Raw genomic sequence first — 19,042 nt, 5'->3', positions numbered from 1 at the left:
AAACTTGGGCTTAAAGGGTGCATTTCACGTGGGAATGCACCCTTTCAATATAATCTTCAATTTACTTCTTTGAAGTAGAGAGTATTTTTACAATATCATCCAAAATCACATAAGAACAGGGTGTAATTATAAGTGTTATAAATGTAGCAAATAGAATTCCAAATCCCAGACTTACAGCCATTGGGATTAAAAATTGTGCCTGGATACTTTTTTCCAGGATCATGGGAACTAGCCCAAAGAAGGTGGTTAGGGATGTTAAAAGGACTGGTCTAAACCTCATAATTCCTGCTTCAATGGCCCTTTTTTCAGGATCTCCAGACAGATTATTTGCTGCATCTGTTAATACAAGTGAGTCATTTACTGCCACCCCCGCAAGTCCCACCATGCCAAACATACTTAAGATAGTTAAATTAAGTCCCATAATCATGTGGCCAATAATTGCACCAACAAAGCTAAAGGGGATTGCTAGCATAATCACCAGTGGTTGTGTAAATGATCTTAATGGTATTGCAAGCAAGGTGTATATAGCAAACATTGCAATAATGAATCCTCTAATTATATCCTGAAAGGATTCCTGCTGTTCCTTGCCTTCTCCTTCTTGTGAGTAGTAAAGATCATTGTATTTCCCCATGAGCTTTGGCAATATAGAGCTAGTTACGTAATTTCTTATTTCATTAGCATTTGCCACCGACTCATCTACGTCTGCATATACAGTAATTATCCTCTTTCTATCTTTCCTGGATATTGAATTGTAACCTCTAGATACCTTAAAATCCGCAACCTCCTTTATGGGCACAAAGTTTCCAGAAGACGTTTTTATTTTCATATTCTTTAGACTAACCAGTACTCTTCTTTCCCAGTCTGGATACATCACTTTTACCTTTACCTCATTTTTCCCCCTAACAAATCTACAGGCCTCAGATCCAAAAAAAGCACCCCTTACCTGGGTAGCCAGATCAGCTACAGATATCCCAAGGCTTTTCCCTTGGGGTTTTAGATAAATCTTAATTTCCCTTTTTCCAGGAAGAAAGCTATCGTCTATATCAAATACCCCATTTATTTTTGATAGTTCTTTTTTTAAGTCCTCCACAGCCTTTTTAAGTTGTTCGTAGTCAGGTGACGATAGGTTAATAGCTATGGGACTGCCAAAACTAAATAATTCTCCACTAAATGTAAGTGACTCAACACCAGGTATCTCTCCAACCTTTTTTCTCCACAAAGATACAAGATATTCTGTTGAGATTTCTCTTTTTTCTGCCTCCAGTAGTTGCATTAGTATTTGACCCCTGTTTCTACCCAGGCCACTTGAATCTTCTCCATGACCCCTTATGGAGATTTGTGCGCCAAGTATTGTAAGCACATATTTTAGTAAAGGAGGCCTAGTCTTGTCTCTTTTTTTCTCCACCTCTTCTATTACCTCAAGGCCTATGTCCCTTATTTTTTCTACAATTTTTTCTGTTCTGGATATGGGTGTCCCAGGGGGCATGGTCACTGAACATATCATTGTCTCACCTTCTACTTTTGGGAAAAAGGTAAATTTGATGATATGTCCAAACCATAGTCCAGAACATATAATTATTATAACCAGCCCCATAGATAGGGTTATGTATCGATATTTAACACACATGGTTAGAATTCTTTTGTATGGACCATGAACAAATTTTTTCAAGATCTTGTCTGCCATTTTTTTCTTTGGCTTTAAATGTTTTTTTGTGGTTCCATAAAGATGGCAAGGAAGTATCAAAATGGCCTCTATAAGTGATGCAATAAGCACTAAATTCACAACAATTGGGATATTTCTCATTAGTTTTCCCATGTGACCAGAGCCTAAAAGTAATGGCCAGAAGGCTGCAACAGTGGTTAGAACAGAAAAGATAACTGCAGTGGCAACCTCATTTGTTCCTTGAGTTGCAGATTCATATGGTGATAGCCCCTGTTGCCTTTTTGTGTACACGTTTTCTCCAATTATTATTGCATCGTCTACAACGATTCCAAGGACCATGATAAATCCAAAAAGGGATATCATATTAATGGATACGTTAAATTGGGGAAGTACAAGCAATGCCCCCATAAATGCCACTGGTATTCCAGCACTAACCCATAGGGCTAACCTCGCTTCTAAAAATAATCCTAAAGTCAATACCACTAAAATAAGACCAAATCCCAAATTTTTAAATAAAAGCCTCATCCTGCCCTTTAATATCCTGGACTTATCTTCGAACTTTGTTATGTGGATATTTGGTGGAAGGGATGTTTTAATTTTTTTTAAATAATTTGTAACCACGGAAGAAACTTCCAGGGCATTCTGGTCTCCTATTCTAAATACCTCTAAAAGCACTGCTGGCATTCCCTGGAATCTGAATTCCAGATCAGAATCATCAAAGGATTCTTTGATGTTTGCAATATCCTTTAAATATACTGTTGCTCCATCTGGTTTTGTTATAATGGGAATAAATCTAAATTCCCTGGCCCAATATTTTTTACCCTTTGTGCGAATAAGGATGTCTTCTGATGAAGACTTGATATATCCAGCAGGGATATCCAGGGAGTAATTTCTTATTTTTCTGGCTACCTCTGGGAGACTCAAATTGTATTTCTCTAAAGTATCCTGGGATATTTCTATGTGTATTTCGTTTTCTTTTGCGCCATATATCTCTGCTAAGGATACCCCTTTTAATGAAGTGATCTCGTCTTTTATTTTTTGGGCCGTGTATTTTAGGGTCTGTTCATCTGTATTCCCATATATTGCAAGATATACAACCTTATTTTTTATAGTCAGTTGTTTGACTATGGGCTTGTCTGCATCTTCTGGAAATGTAGTGATTGCATCTACTTGTGATTTTATATCATCTAAAAGTTTAGATACATCCCAATTTTTAATCACATCTACTACAACTACACCATATCCTTCACTGGCAGTAGCTGACATTTCTTTTATGCCAGATAGTCCTGAAATAGCTTCCTCTATTGGAAGGATTATACTGTCTTCTATTTCTTCAGGAGAAGCACCTTCGTAGGTAACAGATATGGATATTTTATCTAACTCAGTTTCTGGAAATATCTCTACTTTTATAGTTGAAATAGTTATAATACCACCGATTATGACAAATAAAACTAATAAATTAGACGCAACATGATTTTTAACAAACCACGATATTATGGATTTCATTTGATTCCCTTGCTCACTATTTTTACTTCCATACCATCAACATCACCGGACATGGGACTTATGATTAGTTTATCATTATCAGATACACCGTCTAAGACTATAAATGAATTGCTAAATATTTTAGCTATATTCACTTTTGTCTTTTTGATATGGTTATCTATGACCTTTAAAACAAATTTTCCCTCAAAAAGGGCATCCATTGGAAGTAAAAAAATATGTTTTAATAGTCTTCCTTTAATTTTTGCTTCTACAAAGGTATTTATCAGTAGTGGCGGGATTTTTTTAAAAGGATTTTTTACAATTGCTACTACATATAACATCCTTGTATTTTTGTCGATTTCTCCAATTGACCTTTGAATCTTTCCTTGAAATTGGATTTTTTGTTTTCCTATGGAATACTCGATGGTGACATTAGATCCTTCACTGGATGGCTGGACAGTATATCCAGGCACATCTATCCATTCAAGATCAGACATGCTAAGGGGAATATGTACCTCAACTTCTTTAGTTGGGTAAATTTGGGAGAGGATTTGACCATAGGATACTGTGTTTCCAATATCAACATTGCGTTTTAATACGATTCCAGAATAGGGGGCATGGATTGACGTTCTCTCTAAATTTAATTTTGCCTGTAAAACCCCTGCCTTTGCAGCCAGGAAAGAGGCCATGGCTGCCTCAAGTTGAGGTAGTTTTGCAGCAAGTGGAGGGATGTTCATCTCTTTATGGGTTAGATACCATTCTTCTTTTGCCTGTTTTGCCTCTTCCCTTACTTGTATTAATGTGGAGTTTGCCTGTTTTAGTTCTGCCAATGCCCTGGACATGGCGAATTCATAGTCCCTTTTATCTATCTGGACAAGTAATTCTCCTTTTTTTACCATATTACCTTGTCTTAGGTTGGGAGATACGTACGTGATTCGCCCTTTTACTTCTGGTACAATATTTGCAATAGAAATAGGTTTTACTTCCCCGTTTGCTTTAATTATCATCTGATAGTTTTGGGATTTTGCTACAATCACCTTTACAATGGGGACAATCTTTTTTATTAACGCCTTTTTGGGTCTTGCCTTGTGTTTTGTAAGTAATATAAATATGGTAATTCCAAGAAAAAAGACAGTACATATAATAATAAATTGAGTTGATTTCTTCATTGTTTTAAGCTCCATTGCCTACTCAGTAACATAGTCTCCACCTAAAACCTTAAATAAGAGTACTTGATTTTTTAAAATAGCCAACCTTGTATCTATTATATTTATTTTAGTATCAATAAGGCTTAATTTTTTTTCCAAAAGATCAGTTAGTTGGGCTATGCCATTTTTATACCTGGAATTTTCATAGGTATATTCACGGGTTTTGTTTTTCAACTCCTCTTTATATATCTTATAAATATTTTCCAGCTCTCTTCTCTCCATAAGTGTTGATTCTACTTCAAAAAATCCATTTAGTACTGTTTTTTGATATTCAAGTATTGATTTATAAACTGACTCTATTTTTTGTTTTTCGTTGTATTTTAATTTGTTCATATTAAATATTGGAAATAATAAAGACGAGGATACAGCCCATATCCTTGATTCTGGTCTGATTAGGGTATTTAGTTTGTCTGATATATATCCTACATTTGCAGAAAGATTAATGGATGGATACCTAATGGATCTAGCATATCCCAAATTAGCCAGCTTTTCTTCAACATTTAACATTGACTTTTTAATATCTGGCCTTCTTTTTAATAGCTCAGATGGTAATATCTTTGGTATATACAGTCTATCTATGTTGAAATTAAATGGAGATACCTTTATATTTCCAGTATGAGGATAACTTCCAATTAGGTTGTTTATCTTTTGCTCTGTGTATTTTTTTTGCTTTATTAGATCTTTAAAAATTACTTCATTTTTTAATAAAAGATCCTTATAATATTGTAATGTAAAAAAATTTGTAAGACCAATTTTATATCGCCTGGCATAGATCCTATCTAAGGTATTTAATATTTCTATTTTTTTTCCATAATAATCTAATTTAGCATTCAATGCCATTAATTCAAAATAATGTTCAATACAGGTTGAGATAATTGACTGGACTAAAATATTTTCATCTTCCTTAGACTTTAAAAATTCCAATCTAGTAGCCTCCTTTTCAAAATGAATCTTTTTCCAAAAATCCAATTCATATGAGGCTACTATTTTGGTATTAAATGAATTTGAGATATTGACTATACTGATGTCTTTTCCAGTGATGGTTTTGGTTTTATAGGTCTGTCTTTGTCTGATCCAGCCACCCTGGAAATCCAAAGTCGGATACAGTCTAGTTCCAGCCTTTAGAAATTCGTATTTTAGTTCCTGGATGGTCTTTTTGACGATTTGTAAATCTAGATTCTTTTTTAGGGTTAAGGAAACTAGATGATTTAAATTTGGATCATTTAGTCTCTTATACCAATTCACAAAGGAAGAATTTGAATCCATGTATAGTGTATTTTCAAAGGATTTTGGAATATTTAATCTTGTATGTGATCTGTATTTGGAAAGGTCTATTGGGCTACATCCATAGACATAGCTTAGGCCAATTATTAAGATTAGTAGTTGAACTACCTGTTTTTTCATTTCTTCTAAAGGTCCTGATATCAAAACTTAAGGGTTTTTAAATTGGATCTATATAAAAATCAAGATGTTTATAAATAGGAAGTAAAAAAACACCCTCTAAATCTCTCTCTTTGGAGGTCAAAGCTAGTCTTTTTGTTGTATCTATTGCAGATAGTTAGAATTCAGTGGTGAGAATTAATATATGTAGATTTGCTGTTTTTTGTCACATGGAATTGTTGATTTATCATTACCTGCTGTGATAGCGTCAAACTTAACCCAAGTTTATCAAGATGATAAACTCGAGCTAAAAATGTTCGTAAAAAGGACCTGTTAACGTTTTTTGGGTTTGTATTGTAAAAGTTTATATTGTTGATAATATCTTGGGATTTTTTCGGGACGTTACTGCTAAGCATATGTTTTGTCCAATATTAAAACTATGGTGGAGACCTTATGGGTTTTGTTGTTAAAAAAAGGATATATAAATTTAAAGGTGGTGAATTTAAGGAAAATGTGGACGATATTTTGGCAATAGAAAGGCCCCTTGAAATCTTTGTGGACAAAATGGTCTATTCCATGACCATGAGACTGCCAAATGACGACATAAATCTAGTGAGGGGTATATTGTTTTCAAATGGTTTAATTGATAGTATTCAAGATATAAAGGATATTTATTATTGTAAGGATTCCAGGGACAGGGTCTATGTAGAACTAAATAAGGTTAATAATAGGGAAATAGGGAAAACAAATGTACACCAGAGCTATTCAAGTTGTGGTGTTTGCGGTAAACAGGATTTTGGCGAAATTTTTATGGATATACCACAGATATGTGCCAGAAATGTCATAGATTATCTAACTCTATTTAAGATAAAAGAGAGTTTTGAGTCCAAAATGGACTTATTTTACAAAACCGGCTGTGTGCATGCAGTGTCAGTCTATTCTGAAAAACTGGAGATGTTGGGCTTTGGAGAAGACGTTGGTCGGCATAATGCATTTGATAAGTGCCTGGGAAAGATTCTCTATGATGACACAAGGTCACTGGTTTTATTGGCCATTTGTTCTTCACGTCTTAGTTTTGAAATGGTGCAAAAGGCAGCTAGGCTAGGTGTGCAAATCCTTGCTGGTTTTTCTGCTCCAACCTCTTTAGCTGTGGATTTGGCACGAAAATGGGGTTTGACACTTATAGGTTTTTTAAGAAAAGGCAGGTTCAATGTCTATACTCATCCTGAGAGGATTAAGTGTTAGGCCATTATGACAAAAAAATTATCTGCTTATTTCTTTAACTCCGTTATGGATCAAGTGAATAGCGATAGTGAATAGTGAAAGGTAGAAGGATGAAAGGTGAAGGATGAAGGGCGAAGACCATCCACAGACACAGATCACATACACAGACACATCAAAACTTGAGGTTTCGGAGTTAATGGAATAAGCATTAAAAATTATAAACACTATTAATATAATATTGCGAATATGTGTCTGTGTATGTTCCTTTTTTCACTTGACACCATGTAGTCTTAAGGCTATGAATCTCAAAAATTAACAACTAGTAAATAGATGATTTGAAAGTAAATTGATTTAATTAAACAGATGATTAGGAGTAGAAAAAATTGAAAAATTTAAAGGGTGGGGTATTTGGAACATTAGAAGCAAAAAAGGACGAGATAATTGAGAAGTGGGTAAATTATGCATTGGCTACCTATCCACCCAAGGCAAAGGATTTTTTTTCCAAGCAGTCAGATCCTTTTTTAAATCCAGTTGGAAATATTTTAAAAAAAGAATTTTGTGAAATTTATAACCAGCTCTTAAAGGACAGGGCAGAGGACTCAATTAAAGAGCATGTGGACGCCATAGTGAGGGTTAGGGCGGTCCAGGACTTTAGTCCTTCGTCAGCAGTTATGATTTTTTGGGGTCTTAAGGATATAGTCCTAGATTTGGTCAAGAAAGAAGGGCCCATTCCTTTAGATTGGGAAGGGGTTCATGAATTTTTTAGGCGAATAGATTTGTTATGTCTATTGGCCTTTGATATTTTTGTAAATTGTAGGGAAAAACTTTGGGAATTAAAGACCAAAGAATTTCAGGCCAGTCTTAAAAACATTATAAGGCATTACCAGGTAAGCCAGGACAATAATAGTGGGCAATAATAATTTTTATTGGCTAGAGGCTAGGGTAATTTTGTTTAACCAACAAACCCAAATGGTCTAAATTTGGAGTGAGGTAGCTGTTATGAATGCTCTATATTCCTTAATCATTGTACTGGGTTTAGTCCTAGTTGCCCTTGTGGGAGTAGGATCTGTGGGACTTCACGCCCTGTTTGGAGTGGTCATACCCTATGTTGCCTTCTTTATTTTTTTGATAGGGTTTATCTATAGGGTAATAAAATGGGCAAGGTCTCCGGTTCCGTTCAGGATACCCACAACAGGGGGGCAACAGGAAAGCCACAAGTGGATCAAGCAAAACAAATTGGACAACCCATCTACTATGTGGGGGGTTGTGGGCAGAATGATCCTTGAGATTTTCTTTTTTAGGTCCTTGTTTAGAAACACCAGGACGGAACTTAGATTTAATGGTGGGCCTTCTCTAAATTATGCGTCATCCAAATTTCTGTGGGTTGGAGCTATTTGTTTTCACTACTGTTTTTTTATTATTTTGCTCAGGCATATAAGGTTTTTTACCGATCCTGTACCAGTGTTGTTCCAGTGGATTGATAAGTTAGATTCTATCCTTCAAATAGGTGTACCCAATATCTATATTACAGAGTTTCTTATTTTAGGCGCCCTTACATATCTCTTCTTAAGAAGGGTATGTGACCCAAAGCTTAGGTATATCTCGCTTCCTGCTGATTATTTCCCATTGTTTTTAATTTTTGGCATAGTAATTACTGGAATTTTGATGAGATATTTTATTAGGACTGACATTGTTGCTGTAAAAGATCTAACTATGGGACTGATAACATTACATCCAACGGTGCCTGAAAGTGTGGGTGTGATTTTTTACATTCACCTATTTTTAGTTTCAGTGCTCATGGCGTATTTCCCATGGAGTAAACTCATGCACGCAGGTGGTGTTTTCCTAAGTCCTACTAGGAATCTTGCCAACAATAACAGAATGAAGAGACATATTAATCCATGGAATTATCCAGTAAAGCTTCATACGTATGAGGAGTGGGAGGACGAGTATAGGGAATTAATGAAAGAAGCAGGCATTCCAGTAGAAAAGGAGTAAGGCTATGTCTAAATTACCAAATCCAAAAGATTTAGCAGCATCTATTGATTATAGGCCACCAAGGGAATCTTGGATGGATATAAAGCCTGAGTTTAGGCCAGGCACCTATAGTTATCCAGCCAAACCCAAGGTGCTTGAAGGTATGGGTTTCCCTTACCCAAGGGAGTGGTCCCCAACTGATGAGGATTGGAAACTTCCTGAGAACTGGCAGGAAATTGTACACAATGCATTTAAAGACCGTTTGGACAAATATAGGTCATTAAAGGTCTTTATGGATATCTGCGTGAGGTGCGGTGCTTGTGCAGACAAGTGTCACTTTTTTATAGGCTCAGGTGATCCTAAGAATATGCCAGTTTTGAGGGCAGAACTTTTGAGGTCAATTTACAGGAATGACTTTACCACCTTTGGTAAGATACTTGGCAGGTTTGGTGGTGCTAGAAAGCTTACACAAGATGTCATAAAAGAGTGGTTTTACTATTTTTATCAGTGCACTGAGTGTAGGAGGTGTTCTTTATATTGTCCCTATGGGATTGATACTGCAGAGATAACAATGATGGGACGTGAACTCCTTCACGAGCTTGGACTTTCCATCAACTGGGTCATGGAGCCTGTGTACAACTGTTTTCACGTGGGAAACCACTTAGGTATACCGCCTCATACATTGAAAGACATTATTGAATTTATGATCGATGATATTGAGGAAGTAACAGGTATCAGGATTGATGTTCCTCTAAATAAAAAAGGTGCTGACGTACTTTTTGTGGTTCCATCTGGTGACTATTTTGCTGATCCTGGTACATATACATTTATGGGTTATCTCATGCTTCTTCATGAGTGTGGCCTTAACTATACCATGAGTACTTATGCTGCTGAAGGTGGAAATTTTGGTCTGTTTAATTCCTTTGAGGCAATGAAGAGACTCAATGCCAAGATATATGCAGAGGCAAAAAGGCTTGGCGTAAAATGGATCCTTGGTGGTGAATGTGGCCATATGTGGCGTGTAATTCACCAATACATGGACACCATGAATGGACCTGCCGACTTTTTAGAGGTTCCAAGAAACCCAATTACAGGAACGGTCTTTCATAACGCCAAATCCACAAAAATGGTTCACATAGTGGAGTTTACAGCGGACTTGATTAAACATGGTGCCATAAAATTAGATCCTTCCAGGAATGATAATTTAATAGTTACCCATCATGATTCCTGTAATCCATCCAGGGCTTTGGGTCTATTCGATGAACCCAGGTATATTTTAAAAAATGTATGCAATCATTTTTATGAGATGCCGGATCAAACCATTAGGGAACAGACCTTTTGCTGTGGTAGTGGTGCAGGATTAAATAATGATGAGTTCATGGAAATGAGGATGAGGGGTGGTCTTCCAAGGGCAAACGCAGTTAAATATGTACATGAGAAATATGGAGTAAATAGACTTACATGTATATGTGCCATTGATAGGGCAGCACTGCCAACCCTCATGGAATATTGGGTTCCAGAGGTGGATGTGTCTGGTGTTCATGAATTGGTCGCCAATGCCCTGGTGATGAAAGGTGAGAAAGAGAGGGAGACGAACCTTAGGGGCGAACCCTTGCCAGGAAAGGAGGGATAATCCATGTACGATAAAGGGAAAATAATTCCAGGGTTAGTAATTTTCTTTTTTCTGTTAACCTTTCCGTTTTGGTATAATCTTGGTCAGGCAGCATACAAGAGTCCAGAGCCCAAGTTGCCTGTAAATATTAAGAAATGTATTGAGGATACAAATTGGATGAGGGCAAACCACATGGAACTCCTAAACGAGTGGAGGGACATGGTGGTGAGACATGACATGACCCATTATGTAAATAGTGCAGGCCAGGATTATGAGATTAGTCTGCAGAAGACATGCATGAAATGTCATACAAGTAAAAAGGAATTTTGTGACAAGTGTCATGTAAAGGTTTCAGTGACTCCATATTGTTGGGATTGTCACGTAGCTCCTGAGGAGGTCACAAATGGACAATAAAAGAAGAAAACTACTTAAATTGGCTGCAGCTTCTGCAGCAGTGAGTTTCACAGGTCTCCCCATTGAGACTTTTGCATCCTATCTTCCTAAAATAGGAAAATATGTAAGATCTAAAAATGAGATAAAGGCAAAACAATGGGGAATGGTCATTGATACTAGAAAATTGAGGACCAAGGAAGATTTTGAAAGGCTGATTGAAGCTTGTCATTCAATACACAATGTACCTGAAGACATACCTAATAAAAAGCAGGAAATTAAATGGATTTGGGAAGAGGAATTTTCCCAAGCCTTTCCAGATCAGGAAAATCCATTTCTGGCAGAGAGGTATGAACATAAAGAGGTAATAGTTCTCTGCAATCACTGTCAACATCCTCCATGTGTTAGGGTATGTCCAACCCAGGCCACTTTTAAGCGTCACGATGGTATAGTTATGATGGATTTTCACCGCTGCATTGGTTGTAGGTACTGTATGGCAGCGTGTCCATATGGCTCCAGGAGTTTTAATTTTAGAGATCCTGCACCCTTTGTAAAACACAAAAATCCTAAGTTTCCAACCAGAATGAGGGGTGTGGTTGAAAAATGTCTATTCTGTTATGAAAGGCTTGAAGAAGGTAAACAGCCTGCATGTGTTGAGGCTTCCAATGGTGCTATTATTTTTGGAGATCTTTTTGATCCAGATTCAGAGATAAGAAAGGTCCTCAAGGAAAATTATACTATTGTGAGGAAACCAGAGTTAGGTACTGAACCTTGTGTGTTTTATATAATATAGGGGGCATGATATGTTAGACAAAGCCTTATATGGAGACAAAAAATATTGGACCTGGGTAATATTTTTGCTCATACTAATAGGTATAGGTTCAATTGCCTATATTACCCAGCTAAAAAAAGGTTTGATGGTAACAGGTATGGGTAGAGATGTGTCATGGGGATTTTACATTGCCCAATTTACTTATCTAGTAGGTGTTGCAGCTTCAGCTGTTATGGTGGTGATTCCTCTCTATCTACATAATTATAAGAAGTTTGAACAGGTGGTCACTTTTGCGGAATTTATGGCAGTTGCAGCAGTTATTACCTGTCTTGGATTTATTGTAGTTGATCTTGGTCAACCACAAAGACTCTTTAACGTGCTTCTACATCCTACTCCACATTCAATTCTCTTTTATGACATGATTGTTTTAAACGGCTATTTGCTTTTAAATATCCTTATATCGTGGAACAATCTTCATGCAGATTATAGAAGGATTTCCCATCCAAAGTGGACCAAGGTGCTAGCTTATATTTCTATTCCATGGGCCGTTTCAATACATACTGTTACTGCATTTTTATACCAAGGCCTTCCAGGTAGGCATTTTTGGCTATCAGCCATTATGGCTGCTAGATTTTTGTCATCTGCATTTTGCTCTGGGCCTGCAATACTGGTGCTTTTACTTTTGATCTTGAAAAAGGTGAGCAAATTTGATCCAGGAAAAGAAGCCATTGAGACCCTTGCAAAGATTATCACATATGCCATGTGTATCAATGTATTCTTTTTCCTACTTGAGATATTCACAGCCTTTTACAGTAATATCCCTGGACACAAGGCAACATTTATTTATCTATTTAAAGGTCTTCAGGGACATGGATCCTTAGTTGGATGGATGTGGGTGATGGTAGCCACTGCAATTGCATGTTTAGTAATACTAATTCCTCCAAAATTTAGGAATAATCCAGAACTTCTGGTAGTTGGATTAATTTTACTAATTTTAGCCACATGGATTGACAAAGGCCTCGGTCTTGTAGTAGGCGGGTTCATACCAAATCCCTTTGAGCAGGTGGTGGAGTACTCTCCAACTGTTTATGAGTTGCTCATAGCCATGATGATATATGCAACTGGGCTATTGGTACTCACCATCTTATGGAAAATAGGTGTTGGTGTAAAAAGGGAACTTGGTATAATACCAAAACAAAACTAAATTATAGGAGGTTAGTGGTATGGCTCATCCAGTAATAGATTATGACAAGTGTGAAGGTTGTGGTGCCTGTGCAGACACCTGCCCAGCTGAGGTCATTGAGATGGAGGACGATAAACCTCAGGTAGTAAATCCAGATGATTGTCTAGAATGTGAATCTTGTGTTGAGGTTTGTGAGCAAGATGCCATCACACTAGAAGAGTAAGTTTGAAACTGGTTACAGTATCAAATAAGCCCCTAATATTTACAATATATTAGGGGCTTATTTTTATAAGAAGGAGATAAGTTGTTATGGAGTTAGACTTGGGAGAATTTTTTGCCAGGTATGAGAGACTGGCAAAGGGGTGTTCAGATATATTTGAGTCCATGAAGGGAAAATATCCAAAAGAGGTCACCTGCAAAGAAGGTTGTACTGATTGTTGCTATGCGCTTTTTGATTTAACCCTCATTGAGGCCATGTATATCAATAAAAAATTCAACGAAATTGTGCCCAGGGACATGCGGGAAGAAATTTTAGAGAGTGCAGGTAGAATTGATAGGCAGGTGTATAAAATAAAGAGATGGGCCTTTAGGGAAAGGCAAAAAGGAGTTCCAGAAGACAAGATTTTAGAAGAAATAGGAAAAAAGAGGATAAGGTGTCCCCTTTTATCAAAGGAAAATAAATGTATTTTGTATGAATACCGGCCTATTACCTGCAGGATCTATGGACTTCCCCTTGCTGTTTTTGGTGATGTCAAGATCTGCTCAAAGACTGGTTTTATACCTGGGAAAAAATATGAAACAGTTTTTGTAGACAAAATTAATTCACGCCTATTTCAATTGAGCACTGAGCTTGTTCAAAGTATTCCTACTAAATATACAGCACTTAATGAGGTATTGGTTCCCCTATCAATGGCTCTACTTACTGACTACAATGAAGAGTATTTGGGGATTGTTAGTTGTGATGAAAAACCAGGACCAAAGGGTCCATCATGGACTTTAGGTGGAGATGGGTAATGGAGAAAAAAAAAGAGGTAGAGGAATTAAAAAGGGCCATTTATGAAAAGTTATCTCCACGGAGAAAAAAATTTATTGACAAGATAGGTTTTGATAATTGGGATCCTTTTATGGAACCCAAGCATCCAATAGATATAAGGAGAGACTCAACTAAAAAGACCAGTAAAGAACTTATGGAAGAATTTTTAAAAACCAAAGAGGGGAAAAAGATCTCTCTTGCATATGAATCTGGTATATATGAAATATGTATGGGTCTATATCAATCTGATGAAAAATACAAAGCCATGTTTGATTTTTCAATATGGTATTATAATAAACTTACCCAGGCAGGCCTTGATCCAGATAAGGCTTGGGAGAAAAAATAGGAGTTATTATGGATAAGGGAAAAAGAGAAAAAATAGAGAGATACATTGCAGACCTCAGACAACGAATAAAACAGGCGCCATTTAATGGTATAGCCCATTACAATCTTGCCTGTGCTTTAATAGGAATCGGGGAATTTGAAGAAGCTGAAAAGGAGTTAATAAAGGCAATTGATCATGCGCCACATTTGTGTGAGGCATATGTTCAGTTGGGTGGTCTGGCCATGAGAAAAGGAGACTATGAGACCTGTATTAGACTAAATAAAAAGGCTTCAGAGATAACTCCATCATTTGCAGTTCCACATAGCAATATTGGATTTGTTTATCTTCAGCAGGGAAAAGTTGATGATGCAATTGAAGCCCTCCAAAGGGCCATAGAATTAAATCCCAAATTAGTGCAAGCAAGGTGCACATTGGCCAGTGCATATTTGATAAACAAGGAGTATGATAAGTGTATTCAAGAATGTGAAAAAGTGATCGATCAGGAGCCAGCATTTGGTCCAGCCTATAACAACATTGGAATTGCATTTATGGAAAAAGGAGAGTACAAAAAAGCAAAAGAATATTTTGACCTTGCCCAAAAGAATAACTACGAAGTGTCCCCTCAAATTATTGAAGAACTTAATAACTATTTAGAATAGTTTTTTCTTGACAAGGAGGAAATCTTGTTCTTAAAATCACAAGCGCATTATAAAGAATTAAGCATATTAGTAGAGGAAATTAACATTAAACAAGTTACAAGGAGGCTAGAGAATGCCAAAACATGAAACCCCATTATTGGATCAACTTGTAAGTGGCCCTTGGCCAAGCTTTGTGGATGATTTGAAGAGTTATTCTGAGTACAGGCATCAAAACCCAAACAATGTGGAGTATCAGATTCCAGAAGACGTTGTTGATGATTTGTTGGGTGTGCTGGAACTCTCATATGTTGACAAGGAGACACACTGGAAACACGGTGGTATTGTTGGTGTATTTGGATATGGTGGCGGAGTTATTGGAAGATATTGTGACCAGCCAGAAAAGTTTCCTGGTGTTGCACACTTTCACACCATGCGTGTAAATCAGCCCAATGGAAAATATTATACCACTGAGTTTTTAAGAGGTATATGTGATCTATGGGAATTTAGGGGAAGTGGAATTATGAACATGCATGGTTCAACTGGTGATATGGTATTTTTAGGCACCAGGACTGAGCAGTTGGAAGAGGTCTTCTTTGAACTTACCCATAAATTTAATCAGGACCTTGGTGGCTCTGGTTCTAATTTGAGGACTCCATCTTGCTGTTTGGGTATGTCCCGTTGTGAATGGGCATGCTATAATACCCAGGAAGCTGCCTATCAATTGACCCACGAGTATCAGGATGAGCTACATCGTCCTGCATTCCCATACAAATTTAAGTTTAAATTTGACGGATGCCCAAATTGCTGTGTGGCATCAATAGCCAGGGCAGATTTGTCTGTAATTGGTACATGGAGGGATGAGATTCAGATAGATCAGGAAGCTGTCCAGGCCTATATTAACGGTGAGATCCCTCCGAATGGTGGAGCGCATGCTGATGGTGATTGGGGTCCTTTTGATATACAGAAGGAAGTCATTGACCTCTGTCCAACTGGTTGTATGTGGATGGAAGACGGGAAATTGATGATTGACAACAAGAACTGTACCAGATGTATGCATTGTATAAATGTAATGCCAAGGGCTTTAAGACCTGGTAAGGATAGGGGTGCAAGTTTACTTGTTGGCGCAAAGGCTCCAATCTTGGACGGTGCTCAGATGAGTTCATTGCTGGTGCCTTTCATTAAGATGGAAGAACCCTTTGATGAGCTAAAAGAACTTATTGAAAATATCTGGGATTGGTGGATGGAAGAAGGTAAAAACCGTGAGCGTTTAGGTGAGCTCATTAAGCGTAAAGGCTTCAGGGAGATTTTGAAGGTAACAGGACTCAGAGCAATTCCACAGCATGTAAAAGAACCAAGACATAACCCATACATTTACTGGTATGAAGAAGAGGTACCAGGTGGATGGCAGAGAGATATCAAAGAATTTAGAAAACGTCATCTAAGATAACCTGTATAAATTTGGTAAATAGAACTAAGGAGGAAAAATTATGGCATTTATTTCATCAGGATATAATCCAGATAAACCAATGGAAAACAGGATTACAGATATTGGTAATAGGCACTATGGTGAGTTTCTGCCTCCAGTAATTAAAAAGAATTTTGGGAAGTGGCTCTGGCATGAGATTTTGGAGCCAGGCGTTCTCATGCATAAGGCTGAAAGCGGAGATGTTGTATACACTGTACGTGTTGGTGAGCCAAGGCTTATGACTGTTCAATATCTAAGAGAAGCCCTGGATATTGCAGATAAATACTGTGATGGGTATTTAAGATTCACCACCAGAAACAATATTGAGTTTATGGTGGATTCCAAAGAAAAGTTGGAGGCCTTAAAAAAGGATCTTCAAGGGAGAAAATTCCCTGGTGGTTCTTATAAATTTCCCATTGGGGGTACTGGGGCTGGTATTACAAATATAGTACATACCCAGGGCTGGATACACTGTCACACCCCTGCAACTGATGCATCTGGTCCAGTAAAGTGCGTACTGGATGAACTCTTTGAAGACTTTCAGAAAATGAGACTTCCTGCACAGCTCAGGATTTCCCTTGCCTGTTGTCTTAATATGTGTGGTGCTGTTCACTGCTCTGATATTGCTATTTTAGGTTATCACAGAAAGCCACCTATGATTGATGACGAATACATTGATAAACTATGTGAGATCCCTCTTGCTGTTGCTGCCTGTCCAGTTGGTGCTGTTAAACCAAAGAAGAAAAAGATTATTTCAGAGAAGACTGGTGAGGAAATTGAAGTAAAATCAGTAGAAGTTAACCAAGAGCGTTGTATGTTCTGTGGAAACTGTTATACCATGTGTCCTTCACTCCCATTGGCAGACCATGAAGGTGATGGAATCGTATTAATGGCTGGTGGAAAGGTATCTAATAGGATTACTGCACCTAAGTTTTCTAAGGTAGTTGTTGCCTATATCCCAAATGAGCCTCCACGTTGGCCTACACTTACCAAGACCATTAAAAAGATGGTTGATGCATATGCCAAGGGTGCTAGAAAATACGAAAGATTTGGTGATTGGGCAGAGAGGATTGGATGGGAAAAATTCTTTGAAGTTTGTGATTTAGATTTCAGCCACCATCTAATTGATGACTTCCGTGATCCTGCATACTACACCTGGCGTCAGACAACCAATTTCAAGTTCACTGAAAACTTCCCAATGGAATACGATAAGATGAAAGGCGATATTATACTCTCCGCTAAATAGGATCATCTTTAACATTTAATAGGGGGATGTTTCACATCTCCCTATTAGGACTTATTAAAGGAGTCAGGAAAATGGCATACGAAGAACAAAAAGAGAAGCTTTTAAAAGAGCTCGAAAAAAAATCAAAAAATAAAACAAAATTCTATTTTAATGATCTAGCCAAGATCCTTGGTGAGAAGCCAAGACAGGCAAAGAAAATCGTAAATGAATTGGTAGATGAAGGTAAACTTGTGTTTTGGTCAAGTGGATCAACTACAATGTATTCACTTCCTGGTGTTGGAAAACAGGCAGAAGCAGAGGGAGAAGCTTAGAAAATTGAGTGATGGAAAGTCCCACCTCACATTTCCAAGGATCGTAATAGGGGGACTTGGCGGAGGATCAGGCAAGACCATAGTAACACTTGGGCTGATTAAGTCGTTAAGAAATAGAGGGCTCAAGGTAAAGCCCTTTAAAAAGGGTCCAGATTACATAGATGCAGCGTGGCTGGGGCTGGCTGCTGGAGAGCCAGCATGTAATCTAGACCCTTTTTTCTTAGATAATGATTCTATTCGCAATATTTTTTTTCATAAAGCCCTCAGCTTTGATATATCTGTAATAGAGGGAAACAGGGGAATTTTTGATGGCCTGGATGTGGAAGGTTCTTGTTCCACAGTTCATCTTGCAAAAACATTACAATCCCCTATTATAGTGGTAGTTGATTGTACCAAGGTGACCAGGACAGTAGCAGCAATGCTCATTGGATGCAACAGCTTAGATCCAGATTTTAAGGTAAAGGGTGTTATATTTAATCGGGTAGCTGGTGAGCGACACAAGAATATTCTAAGTCGGTCTGTGGAGAAATATACAGATATAAAGGTATTGGGGGCTATTCCAAAGCTCAGACAAGACCCAATTCCAGAAAGATATATGGGGCTTATTTCCCACAGGGAATATGAAAGTGGGGAAAATCTAAATTACTTGGGTAGGGTTATTCATGACAATGTTGATTTGGATGGTATTTTAAATATTGCAACAGATGTAACTTTTGATTTTCAGGTGAAGCCAATCTGGCCTGAAAAGGTGGTAGGTGAGTCAGTAAATATTGGAGTGGTCAGGGACAGCTCTTTGTGGTTTTACTATGAAGAAAACCTTGAGCTTTTGTCAAAATGCGGTGCAAATATAATTGAATTTAGTCTAATTTCAGACTCAAGGCCTCCAACACAACTCCATGGCATATATCTTGGTGGGGGGTTTCCAGAAACCCAGGCAGAGCTCCTATCAAAAAATACTCATATGAAAAAGTATATTTTGGATTGTGCCCATATGGGAATGCCTATTTATGCTGAATGTGGTGGGCTTATGTACCTTTGTAGGGAGATTACCACTAAAGGTTCTTCGTATCCAATGGCAGGGGTTTTTCCATATGAGGTAAAGATACACAAAAGGCCAAAGGGCCATGGTT

18 protein-coding genes are annotated in these 19,042 nt (G+C 37.5%); 15 read left to right on the top strand and 3 right to left on the bottom strand.

The window, feature by feature from the left end; genetic code table 11:
- Positions 1 to 61 precede the first annotated feature (61 nt).
- Genes ACYQ0O_RS10555 through ACYQ0O_RS10545 form a run of 3 tightly spaced genes read right to left on the bottom strand, consistent with a single transcriptional unit; the run spans position 62 to position 5,760 of the window.
- The gene (locus ACYQ0O_RS10555) at positions 62 to 3,169 is read right to left on the bottom strand and encodes an efflux RND transporter permease subunit (RefSeq protein WP_459892839.1); all 3,108 of its coding nucleotides are present in this window, start codon (positions 3,167 to 3,169) and stop codon (positions 62 to 64) included.
- Positions 3,166 to 4,317, bottom strand: a complete 1,152-nt coding sequence (locus tag ACYQ0O_RS10550; RefSeq protein ID WP_459892837.1) for an efflux RND transporter periplasmic adaptor subunit — start codon at positions 4,315 to 4,317, stop codon at positions 3,166 to 3,168. Before ACYQ0O_RS10550 ends, ACYQ0O_RS10555 begins: the two co-directional genes overlap by 4 nt.
- 18 nt (positions 4,318 to 4,335) lie before the next feature.
- On the bottom strand, positions 4,336 to 5,760 hold the full coding sequence (locus ACYQ0O_RS10545) for a TolC family protein (RefSeq protein WP_459892835.1): 1,425 nt from the start codon (positions 5,758 to 5,760) through the stop codon (positions 4,336 to 4,338).
- 429 nt (positions 5,761 to 6,189) lie between these two features.
- Between ACYQ0O_RS10545 and fdhD the strand changes: the two genes are divergently transcribed.
- The 15 genes from fdhD to ACYQ0O_RS10470 all read left to right on the top strand — a co-directional run.
- Positions 6,190 to 6,981, top strand: coding sequence for a formate dehydrogenase accessory sulfurtransferase FdhD (gene fdhD / locus ACYQ0O_RS10540; protein ID WP_459892833.1), 792 nt, complete (start codon positions 6,190 to 6,192; stop codon positions 6,979 to 6,981).
- Positions 6,982 to 7,343: 362 nt separating this feature from the next.
- Positions 7,344 to 7,877, top strand: coding sequence for an RsbRD N-terminal domain-containing protein (locus ACYQ0O_RS10535; RefSeq protein ID WP_459892831.1), 534 nt, complete (start codon positions 7,344 to 7,346; stop codon positions 7,875 to 7,877).
- An 82-nt stretch (positions 7,878 to 7,959) separates the two neighbouring features.
- Positions 7,960 to 8,958, top strand: a complete 999-nt coding sequence (dsrM, locus tag ACYQ0O_RS10530) for a sulfate reduction electron transfer complex DsrMKJOP subunit DsrM (protein WP_459892829.1) — start codon at positions 7,960 to 7,962, stop codon at positions 8,956 to 8,958.
- A gap of 4 nt (positions 8,959 to 8,962) precedes the next feature.
- Complete coding sequence (gene dsrK / locus ACYQ0O_RS10525; RefSeq protein WP_459892827.1) at positions 8,963 to 10,570, top strand: sulfate reduction electron transfer complex DsrMKJOP subunit DsrK; 1,608 nt, start codon at positions 8,963 to 8,965, stop codon at positions 10,568 to 10,570.
- A 3-nt stretch (positions 10,571 to 10,573) separates the two neighbouring features.
- The gene (dsrJ, locus tag ACYQ0O_RS10520; protein WP_459892825.1) at positions 10,574 to 10,963 is read left to right on the top strand and encodes a sulfate reduction electron transfer complex DsrMKJOP subunit DsrJ; all 390 of its coding nucleotides are present in this window, start codon (positions 10,574 to 10,576) and stop codon (positions 10,961 to 10,963) included.
- Positions 10,953 to 11,732, top strand: coding sequence for a sulfate reduction electron transfer complex DsrMKJOP subunit DsrO (gene dsrO / locus ACYQ0O_RS10515; protein WP_075069365.1), 780 nt, complete (start codon positions 10,953 to 10,955; stop codon positions 11,730 to 11,732). Before dsrJ ends, dsrO begins: the two co-directional genes overlap by 11 nt.
- A 10-nt stretch (positions 11,733 to 11,742) precedes the next feature.
- On the top strand, positions 11,743 to 12,915 hold the full coding sequence (dsrP, locus tag ACYQ0O_RS10510; RefSeq protein ID WP_459892822.1) for a sulfate reduction electron transfer complex DsrMKJOP subunit DsrP: 1,173 nt from the start codon (positions 11,743 to 11,745) through the stop codon (positions 12,913 to 12,915).
- A 19-nt stretch (positions 12,916 to 12,934) separates the two neighbouring features.
- Entirely contained in the window at positions 12,935 to 13,117 is a 183-nt protein-coding gene (locus ACYQ0O_RS10505) for an ATP-binding protein (RefSeq protein ID WP_075069366.1), read from the top strand.
- An 86-nt stretch (positions 13,118 to 13,203) separates the two neighbouring features.
- Complete coding sequence (locus tag ACYQ0O_RS10500; RefSeq protein ID WP_459892820.1) at positions 13,204 to 13,908, top strand: YkgJ family cysteine cluster protein; 705 nt, start codon at positions 13,204 to 13,206, stop codon at positions 13,906 to 13,908.
- The gene (locus ACYQ0O_RS10495) at positions 13,908 to 14,273 is read left to right on the top strand and encodes a hypothetical protein (protein ID WP_459892818.1); all 366 of its coding nucleotides are present in this window, start codon (positions 13,908 to 13,910) and stop codon (positions 14,271 to 14,273) included. Before ACYQ0O_RS10500 ends, ACYQ0O_RS10495 begins: the two co-directional genes overlap by 1 nt.
- An 8-nt stretch (positions 14,274 to 14,281) precedes the next feature.
- Positions 14,282 to 14,911, top strand: a complete 630-nt coding sequence (locus tag ACYQ0O_RS10490; RefSeq protein WP_459892816.1) for a tetratricopeptide repeat protein — start codon at positions 14,282 to 14,284, stop codon at positions 14,909 to 14,911.
- Positions 14,912 to 15,023: 112 nt separating this feature from the next.
- Entirely contained in the window at positions 15,024 to 16,337 is a 1,314-nt protein-coding gene (dsrA, locus tag ACYQ0O_RS10485) for a dissimilatory-type sulfite reductase subunit alpha (RefSeq protein WP_075069370.1), read from the top strand.
- Positions 16,338 to 16,377: 40 nt separating this feature from the next.
- The gene (gene dsrB, locus ACYQ0O_RS10480; RefSeq protein WP_459892813.1) at positions 16,378 to 17,601 is read left to right on the top strand and encodes a dissimilatory-type sulfite reductase subunit beta; all 1,224 of its coding nucleotides are present in this window, start codon (positions 16,378 to 16,380) and stop codon (positions 17,599 to 17,601) included.
- Positions 17,602 to 17,672: 71 nt separating this feature from the next.
- Positions 17,673 to 17,912 (top strand): dissimilatory sulfite reductase D family protein, encoded by a 240-nt coding sequence (locus tag ACYQ0O_RS10475; protein ID WP_459892811.1) that lies wholly within the window; start codon positions 17,673 to 17,675, stop codon positions 17,910 to 17,912.
- Positions 17,913 to 17,916: 4 nt separating this feature from the next.
- The coding region (locus tag ACYQ0O_RS10470; protein ID WP_459892809.1) for a cobyrinic acid a,c-diamide synthase CobB at positions 17,917 to 19,042 on the top strand (1,126 nt) is incomplete at its 3' end.

The organism is Desulfothermus okinawensis JCM 13304 (assembly GCF_054654515.1).
This window is presented reverse-complemented; position numbering and strand designations above follow the sequence as displayed.